The sequence below is a fragment of the Peribacillus muralis genome (assembly GCF_001645685.2).
GTDB lineage: Bacteria > Bacillota > Bacilli > Bacillales > DSM-1321 > Peribacillus > Peribacillus muralis_A.
In genome coordinates this window covers 119,837-135,309 of record NZ_CP017080.1, presented here as the reverse complement: position 1 = coordinate 135,309, position 15,473 = coordinate 119,837, and the positions used below count along the sequence as shown (strand labels likewise).

At 42.2% G+C, this 15,473-nt stretch carries 28 protein-coding genes; all 28 read right to left on the bottom strand.

What is annotated here, in order from left to right; translation table 11 throughout:
* Positions 1-155 precede the first annotated feature (155 nt).
* Positions 156-896 carry a tRNA pseudouridine(38-40) synthase TruA gene (truA, locus tag ABE28_RS00740; RefSeq protein WP_064462552.1) on the bottom strand — a complete coding sequence of 247 codons (741 nt, stop codon included), beginning with the start codon at positions 894-896 and terminating at the stop codon, positions 156-158.
* 14 nt (positions 897-910) lie between these two features.
* Positions 911-1,708: a cobalt ECF transporter T component CbiQ gene (gene cbiQ / locus ABE28_RS00735; protein WP_064462551.1), complete on the bottom strand. Its 798-nt coding sequence runs from the start codon at positions 1,706-1,708 to the stop codon at positions 911-913.
* Positions 1,708-2,574, bottom strand: a complete 867-nt coding sequence (locus ABE28_RS00730) for an energy-coupling factor ABC transporter ATP-binding protein (RefSeq protein WP_064462550.1) — start codon at positions 2,572-2,574, stop codon at positions 1,708-1,710. Before ABE28_RS00730 ends, cbiQ begins: the two co-directional genes overlap by 1 nt.
* On the bottom strand, positions 2,550-3,389 hold the full coding sequence (locus ABE28_RS00725; RefSeq protein ID WP_064462549.1) for an energy-coupling factor ABC transporter ATP-binding protein: 840 nt from the start codon (positions 3,387-3,389) through the stop codon (positions 2,550-2,552). Before ABE28_RS00725 ends, ABE28_RS00730 begins: the two co-directional genes overlap by 25 nt.
* A 376-nt stretch (positions 3,390-3,765) precedes the next feature.
* Positions 3,766-4,128: a 50S ribosomal protein L17 gene (gene rplQ, locus ABE28_RS00720; RefSeq protein ID WP_057915229.1), complete on the bottom strand. Its 363-nt coding sequence runs from the start codon at positions 4,126-4,128 to the stop codon at positions 3,766-3,768.
* 82 nt (positions 4,129-4,210) lie between these two features.
* A complete protein-coding gene (locus ABE28_RS00715; RefSeq protein WP_053349049.1) occupies positions 4,211-5,155 on the bottom strand; it encodes a DNA-directed RNA polymerase subunit alpha in 945 nt (314 codons plus the stop codon).
* Positions 5,156-5,332: 177 nt separating this feature from the next.
* On the bottom strand, positions 5,333-5,722 hold the full coding sequence (gene rpsK / locus ABE28_RS00710; RefSeq protein WP_028390438.1) for a 30S ribosomal protein S11: 390 nt from the start codon (positions 5,720-5,722) through the stop codon (positions 5,333-5,335).
* A gap of 22 nt (positions 5,723-5,744) precedes the next feature.
* Positions 5,745-6,110: a 30S ribosomal protein S13 gene (rpsM, locus tag ABE28_RS00705; RefSeq protein ID WP_064462548.1), complete on the bottom strand. Its 366-nt coding sequence runs from the start codon at positions 6,108-6,110 to the stop codon at positions 5,745-5,747.
* Between the two features lie 22 nt (positions 6,111-6,132).
* Entirely contained in the window at positions 6,133-6,246 is a 114-nt protein-coding gene (gene rpmJ, locus ABE28_RS00700; RefSeq protein ID WP_003156543.1) for a 50S ribosomal protein L36, read from the bottom strand.
* A gap of 41 nt (positions 6,247-6,287) precedes the next feature.
* Positions 6,288-6,506, bottom strand: a complete 219-nt coding sequence (infA, locus tag ABE28_RS00695) for a translation initiation factor IF-1 (protein WP_028390440.1) — start codon at positions 6,504-6,506, stop codon at positions 6,288-6,290.
* Between the two features lie 565 nt (positions 6,507-7,071).
* Positions 7,072-7,725 (bottom strand): adenylate kinase, encoded by a 654-nt coding sequence (locus tag ABE28_RS00690; RefSeq protein WP_064462547.1) that lies wholly within the window; start codon positions 7,723-7,725, stop codon positions 7,072-7,074.
* Positions 7,726-7,785: 60 nt separating this feature from the next.
* On the bottom strand, positions 7,786-9,081 hold the full coding sequence (secY, locus tag ABE28_RS00685; RefSeq protein ID WP_064462546.1) for a preprotein translocase subunit SecY: 1,296 nt from the start codon (positions 9,079-9,081) through the stop codon (positions 7,786-7,788).
* On the bottom strand, positions 9,081-9,521 hold the full coding sequence (gene rplO, locus ABE28_RS00680; protein WP_064462545.1) for a 50S ribosomal protein L15: 441 nt from the start codon (positions 9,519-9,521) through the stop codon (positions 9,081-9,083). The genes secY and rplO overlap by 1 nt, the downstream gene beginning before the upstream one ends.
* A gap of 32 nt (positions 9,522-9,553) precedes the next feature.
* Positions 9,554-9,736 carry a 50S ribosomal protein L30 gene (rpmD, locus tag ABE28_RS00675; RefSeq protein WP_057915223.1) on the bottom strand — a complete coding sequence of 61 codons (183 nt, stop codon included), beginning with the start codon at positions 9,734-9,736 and terminating at the stop codon, positions 9,554-9,556.
* A gap of 16 nt (positions 9,737-9,752) precedes the next feature.
* A complete protein-coding gene (gene rpsE, locus ABE28_RS00670) occupies positions 9,753-10,253 on the bottom strand; it encodes a 30S ribosomal protein S5 (RefSeq protein WP_034304987.1) in 501 nt (166 codons plus the stop codon).
* A gap of 22 nt (positions 10,254-10,275) precedes the next feature.
* The gene (rplR, locus tag ABE28_RS00665) at positions 10,276-10,638 is read right to left on the bottom strand and encodes a 50S ribosomal protein L18 (protein ID WP_053349055.1); all 363 of its coding nucleotides are present in this window, start codon (positions 10,636-10,638) and stop codon (positions 10,276-10,278) included.
* Between the two features lie 32 nt (positions 10,639-10,670).
* Positions 10,671-11,207 (bottom strand): 50S ribosomal protein L6, encoded by a 537-nt coding sequence (rplF, locus tag ABE28_RS00660; protein WP_064462544.1) that lies wholly within the window; start codon positions 11,205-11,207, stop codon positions 10,671-10,673.
* Between the two features lie 30 nt (positions 11,208-11,237).
* Positions 11,238-11,636 carry a 30S ribosomal protein S8 gene (rpsH, locus tag ABE28_RS00655; protein ID WP_064462543.1) on the bottom strand — a complete coding sequence of 133 codons (399 nt, stop codon included), beginning with the start codon at positions 11,634-11,636 and terminating at the stop codon, positions 11,238-11,240.
* 30 nt (positions 11,637-11,666) lie between these two features.
* A complete protein-coding gene (locus ABE28_RS00650; protein WP_034304998.1) occupies positions 11,667-11,852 on the bottom strand; it encodes a type Z 30S ribosomal protein S14 in 186 nt (61 codons plus the stop codon).
* Between the two features lie 30 nt (positions 11,853-11,882).
* Positions 11,883-12,422, bottom strand: coding sequence for a 50S ribosomal protein L5 (rplE, locus tag ABE28_RS00645; protein ID WP_053349058.1), 540 nt, complete (start codon positions 12,420-12,422; stop codon positions 11,883-11,885).
* Positions 12,423-12,451: 29 nt separating this feature from the next.
* Complete coding sequence (gene rplX, locus ABE28_RS00640; protein WP_064462542.1) at positions 12,452-12,763, bottom strand: 50S ribosomal protein L24; 312 nt, start codon at positions 12,761-12,763, stop codon at positions 12,452-12,454.
* A gap of 43 nt (positions 12,764-12,806) precedes the next feature.
* Complete coding sequence (gene rplN / locus ABE28_RS00635; protein ID WP_034305005.1) at positions 12,807-13,175, bottom strand: 50S ribosomal protein L14; 369 nt, start codon at positions 13,173-13,175, stop codon at positions 12,807-12,809.
* 41 nt (positions 13,176-13,216) lie between these two features.
* Positions 13,217-13,480 carry a 30S ribosomal protein S17 gene (rpsQ, locus tag ABE28_RS00630; protein WP_048677887.1) on the bottom strand — a complete coding sequence of 88 codons (264 nt, stop codon included), beginning with the start codon at positions 13,478-13,480 and terminating at the stop codon, positions 13,217-13,219.
* Between the two features lie 18 nt (positions 13,481-13,498).
* Positions 13,499-13,702, bottom strand: coding sequence for a 50S ribosomal protein L29 (rpmC, locus tag ABE28_RS00625; protein ID WP_034305010.1), 204 nt, complete (start codon positions 13,700-13,702; stop codon positions 13,499-13,501).
* Positions 13,692-14,126 (bottom strand): 50S ribosomal protein L16, encoded by a 435-nt coding sequence (rplP, locus tag ABE28_RS00620; protein WP_053349061.1) that lies wholly within the window; start codon positions 14,124-14,126, stop codon positions 13,692-13,694. Before rplP ends, rpmC begins: the two co-directional genes overlap by 11 nt.
* Position 14,127: 1 nt before the next feature.
* A complete protein-coding gene (gene rpsC, locus ABE28_RS00615; protein WP_034305014.1) occupies positions 14,128-14,784 on the bottom strand; it encodes a 30S ribosomal protein S3 in 657 nt (218 codons plus the stop codon).
* A gap of 3 nt (positions 14,785-14,787) precedes the next feature.
* Entirely contained in the window at positions 14,788-15,129 is a 342-nt protein-coding gene (rplV, locus tag ABE28_RS00610) for a 50S ribosomal protein L22 (protein ID WP_034305017.1), read from the bottom strand.
* Between the two features lie 17 nt (positions 15,130-15,146).
* Complete coding sequence (rpsS, locus tag ABE28_RS00605; RefSeq protein ID WP_034305018.1) at positions 15,147-15,425, bottom strand: 30S ribosomal protein S19; 279 nt, start codon at positions 15,423-15,425, stop codon at positions 15,147-15,149.
* Positions 15,426-15,473: the final 48 nt, after the last annotated feature.

The following is a 15,473-nucleotide window of genomic DNA, read 5'->3' as shown; positions in this document are numbered from 1 at the left end:
GATTCATTGTCAAGGGAATGTTACACTAGGATAAGTTGTCTATAAAACACTCGCTGTAACTCCATGAAAAGGACAATATGGCGAAAATCCGTTGCCATTACTGATTTTTTCCCGTCTGCCAGTTGTAAGCAAACTGGAATTGCATCGGAAATATTTTATTTGTAAAAAACTTTCCATAAATACAAACCTTGGGCTGGAGCCGTTTTCCCTGCAAAGCTGCGGTCTTTTTTGTCCAATATCCCAATTATGTCCCCAGGGGCAATCTTGCCGCTGCCGACATCCAGGAGTGTCCCTACCAAGATACGCACCATATTATACAAGAAGCCTTCCCCTACGAAGCGAAAAATCATGTAGCACCCGTTCTCTTCAATATCGATCTCCTGTATCGTTCGAACTTTATCGACCACTTCCGTCTTTGCCGAACAAAAACTGGTGAAGTCATGTGTCCCGATTAGGTCGTTTATTGCTTCCTGCATCTTCAGCTCATCTAAATAATAGGGAAAATGATAGGCATAGTTCCGCTTAAACGGATCCCGCAGTTTGGAGCGATCTATGATGTAACGGTATTCTTTCCCCGTCGTATGGAACCTCGCATGAAAATCGTCAGGAACGATATCGACTTCAAGAACGACGATATCGTTCGGGAGCAGGGCGCTGAACGCCTTTACCCAATTTTCGGTAGGGAACGTAAGGGGGGAATCAAAATGAATGACCTGCCCCTTTGCATGGACCCCTGAATCGGTTCTGCCTGAAGCAGTCACTTTTATCATTGTGCCTTTGTGCATTTGCTCCAAGACGGCCTCGAATTCACTTTGGATCGTACGCTTTTCAGGCTGTACCTGATAGCCGGCGAATTCTGCTCCGTCATACGCTAGCACGCATTTATATTTTGGCATTGTACTCTTCCTTATTATGAACGTAATAAAACCAACATAACCGTAAGAAGTCCCAGCGAGACCATCATAAGGCTATCACTTGTCTTCCATTCCAATTGGCGGTATTTCGTGCGCCCTTCCCCTCCGCGGTATCCTCTGGATTCCATGGCGGTAGCCAATTCCTCAGCCCGTTTGAAGGAACTAACAAATAAAGGAACAAGCAGCGGTACGATCGATTTTACCCTCTCCTTGATTGGACCTGAAGAGAAATCGACGCCCCTTGCCGTTTGGGCCTTCATGATTTTTTCCGTCTCCTCCATCAATGTCGGGATGAAGCGAAGGGCAATGGACATCATCAATGCCAGCTCATGAACGGGCATTTTCCACCTTTTCAATGGTCCCAACAGCTCCTCCATCCCATCCGTAATCGATATCGGGGTAGTCGTCAACGTTAATAATGACGTAACCAGGATCAATAAAGTGAATCTTATCGATATGAACAAGCCTTGTATCAAACCGCCTTCATAGATTTCAAGCCATCCGTATTCAAAAAGCAATTCCCCTTCTTTCGTAAACAGGAGATGAAGCAGGAACGTGAATACGATCAAGAAAAAGATCGGCTTCAACCCATTATACAAATAGCGTAGCGGAATCTTGGAAATGCTGATCAAAAGGATGGTGAATATCGCAAGCAAGCCATAGGAAAAGAAATTATTCGCCAAGAACACGACACAGACAAACAGGAAGACAAGGAGCAATTTAGCCCGGGGATCTAACCTGTGCATCAGGGAGTTGGCAGGGACATAGCGCCCGATGATCATTTTATCAAGCATCAGCGGTTCCCCCGTTTCATCGCTTTATCTATCTCAATCGCCAAGTCACCAATATTAAGACAAGGATGATCAAACCGAACTCCCAGTTCCTTCTGAAGCTTTAGCTGAAAACGGACGGTATCCGGTACATCAAGTCCAAGCTCGAGCAATTGCTCCGGCTCCGAGAAGATTTCCTGTGGAGTGCCTTTTTTGAATACTGTGCCCTGGTGCATGATGATGATGTCATCGGCATACTTGGCGGCATCCTCCATACTATGTGTGACGAGAATCGTCGAGATGCCCTCACGCTTATGAAGATCATAAAACATATCCATGATTTCTTTGCGTCCACGCGGATCTAATCCCGCAGTAGGCTCATCCAATACCAGTACCTCCGGCTCCATCGCAAGTACACCTGCGATGGCTACCCGGCGCATTTGACCGCCGGATAAATCAAAGGGAGACTTTTCAAGGATTTCCTCACTCAAGCCAACCTGGGCAATGGCCTTCCTTGCCAGTTTTTTCGCGTCGTTTTCGGAAACGCCAAAATTCATCGGCCCGAAGCATATATCCTTTTCCACCGTTTCATCAAATAGCTGATGTTCCGGAAACTGAAAAACGATTCCAACCTTTTGTCTGATCGGCCGCAATGCCTTTTCTTTCCTGCCGGCCTCGATCGTGCGCTCCCCGATGAGAACCCGTCCCTTAGTCGGTTTTAAAAGGGCGTTCAAATGCTGAAGGAGCGTCGATTTACCGGAACCTGTATGCCCGATGATTGCGGTATAGGTACCATGCTCCATGGAAATATTGACATCATGAAGGGCCAGATGTTCAAAAGGAGTATTCACCTGATAGCGGTATTCTACATCATCGAGTGTAATTCGCATAAATCCTTCACCAACTCTTCCTCTGTCAAATGCCCATCAACCACACGAACACCATTCTTTTGTAATTCTTTCGTCAGCTTCACTGAAAAGGGAATATCGAGACCAAGGGCAATCAACTCTTCCTCTAATTCAAAGATATCCTGAGGTGACCCTTCACGATATAACCGGCCTTGGTTCATGACGATCATACGATCAGCTTTGGCAGCTTCCTCAAGATCATGAGTGATTGATATGACGGTAATTTCATTTTCCTGTTTTAATTCCCTAACGGTTTCCAGCACTTCTTCACGGCCTCTTGGGTCAAGCATGGAGGTTGCCTCATCTAAGATGATGATATCTGGCTGCAGGGCTATTACCCCTGCTATGGCCACTCTTTGCTTCTGACCGCCGGATAGATGGTGCGGCTCTTGATTAAGAAAGGCATTCATTTTAACCTTATTTAACGCACCATGAACACGCTCCACCATAACCTGCTGAGAAACACCGGCGTTTTCTAAACCAAAAGCCACATCATCCTGAACTGTCGTGCCTACAAATTGATTATCTGGATTTTGAAAAACCATGCCGATTTTCCGGCGTACATCCCAAACGGATTCCTCCGTCAAAAGTTGATCATTAATTGTAATCGTGCCAGAGTTGGCAAACTGAAGACCATTCAGTAACTTCGCCAATGTCGACTTGCCGGAACCATTATGTCCGACAATCGCAAGCCACTCACCTTGTTGAATATCAAATGAAACATCATCCAAGGCATTTCGAGACTGACCCTCATATTTATAAATAATATTACTTAAAGAAACCAGCTTCTTCCTCATGTGGCCCTCCTCATCCTCGACTGCACTCATCTAAACTAAACTCTGCAAACTCAACAGTAACAGGCGTTGAAAAGGCAGTCAATTCTTCTGAAAATATAAAAAAACGCTGCACCCCTTCCACCGAAAGAATTTTCGGTAAATTAAGAGCAGCTTACTGCGGGCCTGTTACGAAAAACAGGTTATCTTATAATCGCTTATCATAAGCGGGAAGGGATGCTTGAGCTAGACGTGAAGGCTCCCTTCATAAAAAGGTTCCGCCAGCCATCGTAACACTCAATGCGAATTTCTAAAAAACAGAATTTCTATTATAAATAAAGAAAAAGGGCATAGAACAAGTGAGTATATTCATTTGTCCCGCCCTTTTTCATCGTTGTTATTAAACTAATTCAATAACCACGACTGGTGCACCGTCACCGCGGCGTGGACCAACTTTCATGATACGAGTGTATCCACCTTGACGTTCTTCATAACGTGGAGCAACGTCACTGAATAGTTTTTGAAGGGCATCAGTGCCTTTCTCAGCGTCAGCGATTTCGTTACGGATGAATGCTGCAGCTTGACGGCGTGCATGCAAGTCACCACGTTTACCAAGAGTGATCATTTTATCTACTACAGAACGTAATTCCTTTGCACGTGCTTCAGTAGTTTCAATGCGCTCATGGATAATAAGATCCGTAGCTAAATCACGAAGTAATGCTTTACGTTGTGCGCTAGTGCGTCCTAACTTTCTGTAACCCATTAGAGATTCCCTCCTTTGTTGAAGTTCTATATTGTGTGTCTAAAACAAGGCTCACAACATAATGGATGATTCCGCCATGTTATCAGTCGTCTTTACGAAGACCCAAGCCTAATTCTTCTAGCTTCGCTTTCACTTCTTCAAGTGATTTGCGGCCTAGATTACGTACTTTCATCATATCTTCTTCCGTTTTGTGAGCTAGCTCTTGAACGGTATTGATTCCAGCACGCTTCAAGCAGTTGTAAGAACGAACAGAAAGGTCTAATTCTTCGATCGTCATCTCAAGAACTTTTTCTTTTTGATCTTCTTCTTTTTCAACCATGATTTCAGCATTTTGAGCTTCATCGGTTAACCCAACGAATATATTCAAATGCTCTGTTAAAATCTTAGCTCCAAGTGCTACCGCTTCTTGCGGACCAGTACTGCCATCAGTCCAAACATCGAACGTTAACTTGTCAAAGTTAGACAACTGTCCTACACGTGTATTTTCAACTTGGAAAGATACGCGTGAAACCGGAGTGTAAAGAGCATCGATTGGAATGACACCAATTGGCTGATCTTCTCTCTTGTTTTGAACAGCAGGAGTGTAGCCGCGGCCGCGACGTGCAGATAAACGCATACGCATATGACCGTTTTTACCAATTGTAGCAATATATAAATCCGGATTAAGAATTTCTACATCACTATCATGAGTGATATCAGCAGCCGTGATGACACCGTCACCTTGAACGTCAATTTCCAGCGTCTTCTCTTCATCAGAGTAAATCTTAAGAGCTAGTTTTTTCACATTAAGAATGATAGATGTTACATCTTCCACGACGCCTTCAATTGTTGAGAACTCATGTAGCACTCCATCAATTTGTATAGCTGTGACAGCAGCACCTGGGAGTGAGGATAAAAGAATACGACGTAAGGAGTTACCCAATGTAGTACCATACCCACGCTCTAGTGGCTCTACGACGAATTTACCGAATTTGGTATCGTCGTTGATTTCAACCGTTTCGATTTTTGGTTTTTCTATTTCGATCATCAATAAACCCTCCTTCAAAACGTCAAAACCCCGGCAAGTAAGCTAAGTCACTTAAGCCGAAATTCCCCATGTATACGTTCCCGCTGTGCGCAACAACTGAAAATTAATCCTCTGTAAGAACGCAAACTCAGTATTATATCCCATTATTGACAGGAATACAAAATCTATACAGAAAAATTAAACACGGCGACGTTTTGGTGGACGGCATCCGTTATGTGGAACTGGAGTTACATCTTTAATTGCAGTTACTTCTAGGCCAGCAGCTTGAAGTGCACGGATAGCAGCCTCACGTCCAGCACCAGGTCCTTTAACTGTAACTTCAAGAGTTTTCATACCATGTTCAATTGATGTTTTAGCAGCTGTTTCAGCAGCCATTTGTGCAGCGAATGGAGTGGATTTACGAGATCCACGGAATCCTAGAGCTCCAGCACTTGACCAAGAAATAGCATTACCATGAGAGTCAGTGATCGTAACGATGGTGTTATTGAAAGTTGAGCGAATATGTGCAATACCAGTTTCTATATTCTTTTTCACACGACGTTTACGTGTATTAGTTTTACGTGCCATGAAAAGTAACCTCCTTTACTAATTATTTTTTCTTGTTAGCTACTGTACGACGAGGTCCTTTACGCGTACGAGCATTGTTTTTTGTGTTTTGACCGCGAACAGGAAGACCACGACGGTGACGTAAACCACGGTAAGAACCGATTTCCATTAAACGTTTGATGTTTAGGGAGATTTCACGACGAAGGTCGCCTTCTACTTTAAGCTTGTCAATGATATCACGAATTTTATTCAATTCGTCTTCCGTTAAGTCACGAACGCGAGTTTCTTCAGAAACGCCTGCTTCTGTAAGAACTTTCATCGCTGTTTGTTTTCCAATACCATATATATATGTTAATGAGATAACAATACGTTTGTCACGGGGAATATCTACTCCAGCAATACGTGCCATGCTTGAGTGCACCTCCTTCTATTTAGCCTTGTTTTTGTTTATGTTTAGGGTTTTCGCAAATAACCATAACTTTACCTTTTCTGCGGATAACTTTACACTTTTCGCAGATTGGTTTGACTGATGGTCTGACTTTCATTGCTATCTAACCTCCTTATACAGATCGGAGCGTAACCGGGATCATTTGAACCGGTATGTGATTCTGCCGCGAGTTAGATCATACGGGGAAAGCTCAACCGTAACTTTATCTCCAGGCAAAATGCGAATAAAGTGCATACGAATTTTACCGGATACATGAGCTAAAACAGTATGACCATTTTCTAATTCTACCTTAAACATTGCATTTGGCAAAGTCTCTTGTACTGTGCCTTCTACTTCAATTACATCATCTTTCGCCATTAAAGTGATTCTCCCTTCTCTATGCGTGAACCTATAAAAGGTACACATCTTTCCGTCAACATTACTACAGTCCAATTATCCTCATAAGTCTTACAATTCTGCATCAAGTATTCACCATTTTGTAGAACCAGGCTTAAACTGAGGACCTTTATCAGTTGGACCGAAATGAGGGTTTTATGGGTCCTCATGTAAGTCTTGACCGATTCCGTGACCGACATACTCTCGAAATAGAGAAGCAATTAGTCTCGACATAGGTTTGAATAGCATGGGAGATGTTTGAAAGGCGCACGCCTGACATAGCTTCTTTCAACTCTCTATATCACGACTCTTTAGGAATCCCAATAGAGTCACTGCATTTCTTCATCAATTTTGCCGACCGGATATGTCCGTGAAGATCACTTAGAAAGTAATCGCCCAATTCAGGGAATACCAAGTACAAGAACCTGATTAATAAATGTGCGAATGCTCTCGCGAAATCCATTATACCCTTTGTAATAAAGGATTGCACCAAGTTTAGATAGTAAGTTGTAAAAATGGTATGAATTTCATAAATCAATCCAGACGATTAATTTTGCAAAGCACCAAGCAACACATCAATGTTTTCAAATACCTTATTAATATCTTGCTGTCCGTTAATGTTGACTAAGTACCCTTTTTCTCCGTAGAAATCAAGAAGTGGCTTAGTTTGTTTCAAATTCACATCTAAGCGATTTTGAACCGTTTCTTCATTATCATCAGCACGTTGATATAATTCTCCGCCGCAGCGGTCGCATACTTCATCTTTAGCTGGAGGATTGAATACAAGGTGATATGTCGCTCCACAAGACTTGCAAATACGACGGCCTGTCAATCTTTCCATCAAGATGCTTTTATCCACATCGATATTAATGACAAAATTTATTTTGCGATCTAAATCAGTAAGAATGCTTTCAAGTGCCTCTGCTTGCGCCACAGTACGTGGAAAGCCATCAAGCAAAAACCCCTTAAAGCAGTCATCCTTGCTTAAACGCTCACGTACAATGCCAATGGTAACTTCATCAGGTACCAACTCGCCTTTGTCCATGAATGATTTCGCCTCTAGACCTAGTTCTGTTCCATCTTTTATAGCTGTTCGGAACATATCTCCAGTAGAGATATGAGGGATATTATATTTTTCTACGATTTGTTCAGCTTGAGTGCCCTTACCAGCACCTGGCAGACCCATTAAAACTAGATTCAAAATTTTCTTCCCCCTCAAACTCTATAATGGGTAAAGGGAACATGTCGTTCCCAAAACTCATTACTTTATAAAGCCTTTATAGTGTCTCTTCACAAGCTGTGATTCCAGCTGCTTCATCGTATCAAGGGCAACCCCGACTACGATCAGCAAGCTAGTGCCGCCAATCTGTGCAGATTGAGGAAGATCAGCAAGCTTAATGAAGACTACCGGCAGAACGGCAATGATGGCTAAGAATATGGAGCCTACAAACGTTAAGCGGTATAAAACACGTGTTAGATATTCTTGGGTACTCTTACCAGGACGAATCCCCGGCACATAGCCACCTTGCTTTTTCAAATTCTCAGCCATTTGTTCAGGATTGACCTGAATGAATGCATAAAAATACGCAAAAGCAATGATAAGAGCGACATATATAGCCATTCCGATAGGATGGGTATATGTCAGGTTTTCTGTAATCCAGCTAGTCACGCTGTTCTTCCCAAAGAAAGAAGCGATTGTAGTTGGAGTGATCAGAAATGCCATCGCAAAGATTACCGGAATAACCCCCGCAGCATTTACTTTCAATGGTAAATGAGTAGACTGGCCACCCATTTGGGTACGTCCTACCGCAGCACGTTTCGCATACTGTATAGGAATTTTACGTAATGCCTGCTGAATGAAGATGACAGCAACCACAATCGCTAGTACTGCTAATACAATAAGGACAATCGATACGATTCGTAAGAATAATTGATCTCCGGCATTTTCGAATTGCTGTGCGTAAATCTGATTTGCCGTGTTTGGCAAGCTAGCAACGATACCAGCAAAGATTATGATGGAAATCCCATTACCTACACCTTTAGCAGTGATCAGCTCCCCTAACCACAAAAGAAAAGCTGTTCCTGCCGTCAAGACAGTTGCGATAAGCAAGTATGTTGGAATTCCAGGATTTTCAATTAACTGGCCATTAGACATATTATTGAACCCATAAGACATACCCAAAGCTTGGATGAATCCCAGGATAATAGTGAAGTACCGAGTGAATTGAGCTAATTTACGGCGCCCTGCCTCCCCTTGCTTAGACCATTCAGCAAACTTAGGGACAACGTCCATCTGTAATAGCTGAACGATGATGGATGCCGTGATATAAGGCATGATCCCCATCGCTAAGATTGAAAAGTTTTGTAGAGCACCGCCGCCAAAGGTATTTAGAAGACCGATGACGCTCAGCTGGTCCTGTTGAGCAAGAAAATCGGCATTCACATGCGGTACAGGTATAAATGTACCGATGCGATAGACGATTAACATGAGAAGGGTAAAAATGATCTTGTTCCTTATTTCACCCACGCGCATAAAATTGGAGATCGTGCGAAACATTAGATCACCTCTGTTTTACCGCCAGCAGCTTCGATAGCTTCTTTTGCAGTAGAAGAGAATTTGTGAGCTTTAACAGTAAGCTTTTTCTCAATGTTTCCTTTGGCAAGAATTTTGATTCCTGCTTTTTCTTTACTTACAACTCCAGTCTCAAGTAAAAGAGCTGGTGTTACTTCAGTACCGTCTTCGAAAAGATTTAACGTATCAAGATTCACGATAGCATAGTCTTTACGGTTAACGTTGGTAAATCCACGTTTAGGCAAACGTCTGAATAGAGGAGTTTGACCCCCTTCAAATCCAAGGCGTACACCGCCGCCTGAGCGAGCGTTTTGTCCTTTGTGACCTTTACCTGCTGTTTTACCGTTACCAGATCCAATACCGCGACCTTTACGTTTACGTTCTTTACGAGAACCTTCTGCAGCTTTTAACTCATGAAGTTTCATGTTGGCACCTCCTTGTTAAGATAAAAATTATTTTATTGTTCTTTTACAGTAACAAGATGAGCAACTTTGGTAATCATACCGCGAATCGCAGGGTTATCTTCATGAATAACCGTTTGATGCATTTTGCGTAAACCCAAAGTGTTAACTGTAACACGTTGATCTTCAGGACGACCAATCAAGCTGCGAGTGAGGGTAATTTCTAATTTATTAGCCATAATTCGATTTCCCTCCTTATCCTAACAGTTCTTGTACTGATTTACCACGTAACTTAGCTACGTCTTCAGCACGTTTCAATTGCTTCAATCCTTCGATTGTTGCGCGAACCATATTAATAGGTGTATTAGTACCTAGTGATTTAGACAAGATATCGCTAACTCCGCCTAATTCAAGTACCGCACGAACAGGACCACCAGCAATTACTCCTGTACCTTCAGAAGCTGGTTTCAATAGAATGTGACCTGCGCCATAGCGACCGTTCACAAGGTGAGGAATTGTAGTTCCAACCATTGGTACAGTAATTAGATTTTTCTTAGCATCCTCAATAGCTTTACGGATCGCATCCGGAACTTCTTGAGCTTTACCAGTACCAAATCCAACATGACCATTTTTATCACCAACAACAACTAGTGCAGTGAAACGGAAACGACGTCCGCCTTTAACAACTTTAGCTACACGATTTACTGTAACTACGCGTTCTTCAAGTTCTAATTTATTAGGATCAATGCTACGCATCTGTTATGTCCCTCCTTATCCATTAAAATTCTAAGCCGTTTTCACGAGCAGCGTCAGCCAATGCTTTAACACGACCATGGAAGAGGTAACCACCGCGGTCAAATACCACAGCTTTGAAACCTTTTTCAACAGCACGTTTCGCAATAAGTTCGCCAACTTTTTGAGCTGCTTCAGCATTGCTACTAGCTTCGATACCGATCTCTTTGTCAAGAGTTGAAGCACTTGCTAATGTTACGCCTTTTGCATCGTCAATTAATTGTGCGTAAATGTGTTTGTTTGAACGAAACACATTTAAACGAGGACGAGCTTCTGTTCCAGAAAGCTTAGCACGTACACGCGCATGTCTTTTCTGACGAGTAGCATTTTTATCAAGCTTCGTAATCATTTACGTCACTCCTTTCGTTTACTTATGCGGCATTACTTACCAGTTTTACCTTCTTTACGACGAACGAATTCGCCTTCGTAACGGATCCCTTTGCCTTTATACGGCTCAGGCGGACGAACATCACGGATATTAGCTGCAAGAGCTCCTACACGTTCTTTGTTTGTACCTTTGATGATTACTTTTGTATTAGAAGGAACTTCGACTTCAACGCCAGCTTCTGGCTCTATTTCTACAGGGTGTGAGTATCCTACGTTAAGGATAAGCTTAGTACCTTGCTTTTGTGCACGGTACCCTACCCCAATAAGTTCAAGTGATTTTTCGAATCCTTTAGATACACCTTCAACCATGTTAGAGATAAGTGCGCGAGTAGTTCCGTGTAAAGAACGGTGAGTCTTCTCGTCAGACGGACGTGTTACAGTTAACACGTTCTCTTCAACAGCGATTGTTAGGTCAGGACTGAATGATCTAGTTAATTCACCTTTAGGTCCTTTAACAGTTACATCACTTCCGTTAATAGTAACTGTTACGCCTGTAGGGATTTCAATAGGTTTTTTACCTATACGAGACATATTGTGCACCTCCATTCTTGTGAAAATGTATTACCAAACGTATGCTAAAACTTCTCCGCCAACTTGTTTAGAGCGAGCTTCCTTGTCTGTTAAAACTCCGTGAGAAGTAGAAACAATTGCGATACCTAAGCCGTTAAGAACGCGAGGTACCTCTCCAGTTTTTGCATATACACGCAAACCAGGTTTACTGATACGTTTCAGACCAGTGATAACACGTTCGTTGTTTGCACCGTATTTTAAGAAGATACGGATGATACCTTGTTTATTGTCTTCGATTAATTCAAAGTCACGTACGAAGCCTTCACGCTTTAAGATCTCAGCAATTTCCTTTTTGATCTTTGAAGCAGGAACTTCTAGTTTTTCGTGACGAACCATATTCGCATTACGGATGCGAGTAAGCATATCTGCAACGGGATCTGTCATGACCATTATATTTTACCTCCTTCCCAAACTCGGGTTTTACCAGCTAGCTTTTTTAACGCCAGGAATTTGTCCTTTATATGCAAGTTCGCGGAAACAAATACGACAAAGTTTAAATTTACGTAATACTGAATGTGGACGTCCGCAACGTTCGCAACGTGTATATTCTTGTACTTTAAACTTCTGTTCGCGTTTTTGCTTTACGATCATAGACTTTTTAGCCACGATTTCGCCTCCCTTTATTTAGAGATTACTTTACTTTTGGAACGGCATTCCAACTTGAGTAAGTAGTTCACGAGCTTCTTCGTCAGTGTTGGCAGTCGTTACGATAACGATGTCCATACCACGAACTTTGCTCACTTTATCGTAATCAATCTCAGGGAAGATAAGTTGTTCTTTAACACCCAATGTATAGTTCCCACGTCCGTCAAAGGATTTCTTTGAAACGCCGCGGAAATCACGTACACGTGGTAAAGATACTGATACTAGCTTATCAAGGAATTGATACATACGCTCTCCACGTAGTGTAACTTTCGCTCCGATAGGCATACCTTCACGCAAACGGAAGCCTGCGATTGATTTTTTTGCTTTTGTTACAACAGGTTTTTGACCAGTGATCAATGTAAGTTCTTCAACAGCTGTATCTAAAGCTTTAGAGTTAGATACTGCGTCACCCACACCCATGTTAATAACGATCTTCTCAATGTTTGGTACTTGCATTACTGATTGATAGTTGAATTTACCCATCAATGATGGTGTAATTTCACTTTTGAATTTTTCTTTAAGGCGGCTCATTGCTTAGTGTACCTCCCTTCATTTATGACTTATTTATCTAAAGTTTCACCTGATATTTTAGCTACGCGTACTTTTTTACCATTTTCAATCTTATATCCAACACGAGTCGGTTTACCTGATTTAGGATCAAGTGGCATTACATTGGATACGTGAATAGCAGCTTCTCTGCTGATAATTCCACCTTGTGGATTAATTTGAGATGGCTTGGAATGCTTTTTCACGATGTTAATTCCTTCAACAAGCACACGATTTTGTTTCGGATATGCTGCAAGAATTGTTCCTTGTTTGCCTTTGTCCTTACCAGAGATGACTACGACTTTGTCACCTTTTTTAACATGCATTAGCTTGGCACCTCCTTGAAAGGCTTTATACAATTTTTACATATTATAGAACTTCTGGAGCAAGAGAAACGATCTTCATGAAGCTATTGTCACGTAATTCACGAGCAACAGGTCCAAAAATACGAGTTCCACGTGGGCTCTTATCGTCACGGATAATTACACATGCGTTTTCATCAAAACGAATGTAAGAACCGTCAGGACGACGCATACCACGTTTTGTACGGACAACAACAGCCTTAACGACTTCACCTTTTTTAACAACGCCTCCTGGTGTTGCCTGTTTAACTGTACAAACGATGATATCACCGATGTTAGCAGTTTTACGGCCGGAACCACCTAGGACTTTAATTGTTAGCACTTCACGAGCACCTGAATTGTCAGCGACTTTTAAACGAGATTCTTGTTGAATCATGTACGGTACCTCCCTTCGGAATTAGCTTAATCCGAACTATATTAAATGATTACTGCTTTTTCTACTACTTCTACAAGACGGAAGCGTTTTGTAGCTGAAAGTGGACGAGTTTCCATGATACGTACTACGTCGCCTGCTTTAGCTTCGTTTAGCTCGTCATGAGCTTTAAACTTTTTAGAGTATTTCACGCGTTTACCGTATAAAGAATGCTTTTTATAGGTTTCTACAACAACTGTTACTGTTTTATCCATTTTATCGGATACTACGCGGCCAGTGTAGATTTTGCGTTGGTTGCGTTCGCTCATTCTGCAAACCTCCATTCATTATCGATTAGTGACACCGATCTCTCTTTGACGAACAACTGTTTTCATACGAGCAATCGATTTGCGAACTTCACGGATGCGAGCTGTATTTTCAAGTTGTCCAGTAGCTAACTGGAAACGAAGATTAAATAGTTCTTCTTTAAGAGATTTTAGTTTTTGTTCAATTTCAGCAGTGGTTAGATCTTTGATTTCATTAGCTTTCATTTGTTTCACCACCAATTTCCTCTCTTTTTACAAACTTACATTTGATTGGAAGTTTGTGTGCTGCAAGGCGCAATGCTTCTCTTGCCACCTCTTCAGATACACCAGAGATTTCAAACAATACTTTGCCCGGTTTAACTACTGCTACCCAACCTTCAGGAGCACCTTTACCGGAACCCATCCGTACTTCAAGCGGCTTAGCTGTGTAAGGTTTGCTTGGGAAGATCTTGATCCAAACTTTTCCTCCACGCTTCATATAACGAGTCATCGCGATACGAGCTGCTTCGATTTGGCGGTTAGTGATCCAGGAAGCTTCTTGAGCTTGAAGTCCAAATTCTCCGAAATGAACTTCAGTGCCGCCCTTAGCCATCCCTCTCATCTTACCGCGGTGTTCACGACGGTATTTTACGCGTTTTGGCAATAACATATTATTTTCCTCCTTCCTCAGATTTCTTCTTAGTAGGAAGAACTTCTCCACGGTAGATCCAAACTTTCACGCCTAGCTTACCGTAAGTAGTATCTGCTTCAGCATGAGCATAATCTATGTCAGCACGAAGTGTGTGAAGTGGAACTGTTCCTTCGCTGTAATGTTCAGCACGAGCAATATCAGCACCGCCAAGACGACCAGAAACTTGTGTTTTGATTCCTTTAGCGCCTGAACGCATTGTGCGTTGAATAGCTTGCTTCTGAGCACGACGGAATGAAACGCGGTTTTCTAATTGACGAGCGATGTTTTCAGCAACCAATTTTGCGTCAAGATCTGCTCTTTTAATTTCGATGATATTGATATGAACTCTTTTGCCAGTCAGCTGGTTCAAAGCTTTACGAAGCGCTTCAACCTCAGTACCGCCTTTACCGATAACCATTCCTGGTTTAGCAGTGTGGACAGATACGTTAATGCGGTTAGCTGCACGTTCGATCTCTACTTTGGAAACTGAAGCATCATTCAAGCGTTTCGCGATATATTCACGAACTTTGATGTCTTCATGCAAAAGAACTGCGTAGTCTTTATCAGCGTACCATTTGGATTCCCAGTCACGGATGATCCCGATACGCATACCGATTGGATTTACCTTTTGACCCACAGATTACCCCTCCTTCTTTTCTGATACAACGATTGTAATATGACTAGTACGTTTGTTGATTGCACTCGCACGACCTTGAGCGCGAGGACGGAAACGTTTTAATGTTGGTCCTTCGTTAACGTATGCCTCTGAAACGACTAGGTTATTAATATCCATTTCGTAGTTGTGTTCTGCATTTGCGATAGCAGATTTCAGAATTTTTTCTACGACTGGAGAAGCAGATTTTGGTGTTAAGCGAAGAATCGCTACTGCTTCACCTACTTGTTTTCCTCGAATTAGATCTGCGACTAAACGCACTTTACGAGGAGCAATACGAACTGTTTTAGCGACAGCTTTAGCTTGCATGAGATGCCCTCCTCTCATTAACGTCTTGTTTTCTTGTCATCACTTGCGTGACCTTTATAAGTGCGTGTAGGCGCGAATTCGCCTAGTTTGTGTCCTACCATATCTTCTGTTACATAAACCGGCACATGCTTACGACCGTCATAAACAGCGATTGTATGTCCGATGAATTGCGGGAAGATTGTTGAGCGACGAGACCAAGTTTTAACTACCTGTTTCTTGTCAGCTTCATTTAACTTTTCAACTTTTACCAATAAATGATCATCAACAAAAGGCCCTTTTTTTAAGCTACGACCCATGCGAGTACCTCCCTTCGTGACTGTTCTACGGTTCGATATATGAACCGT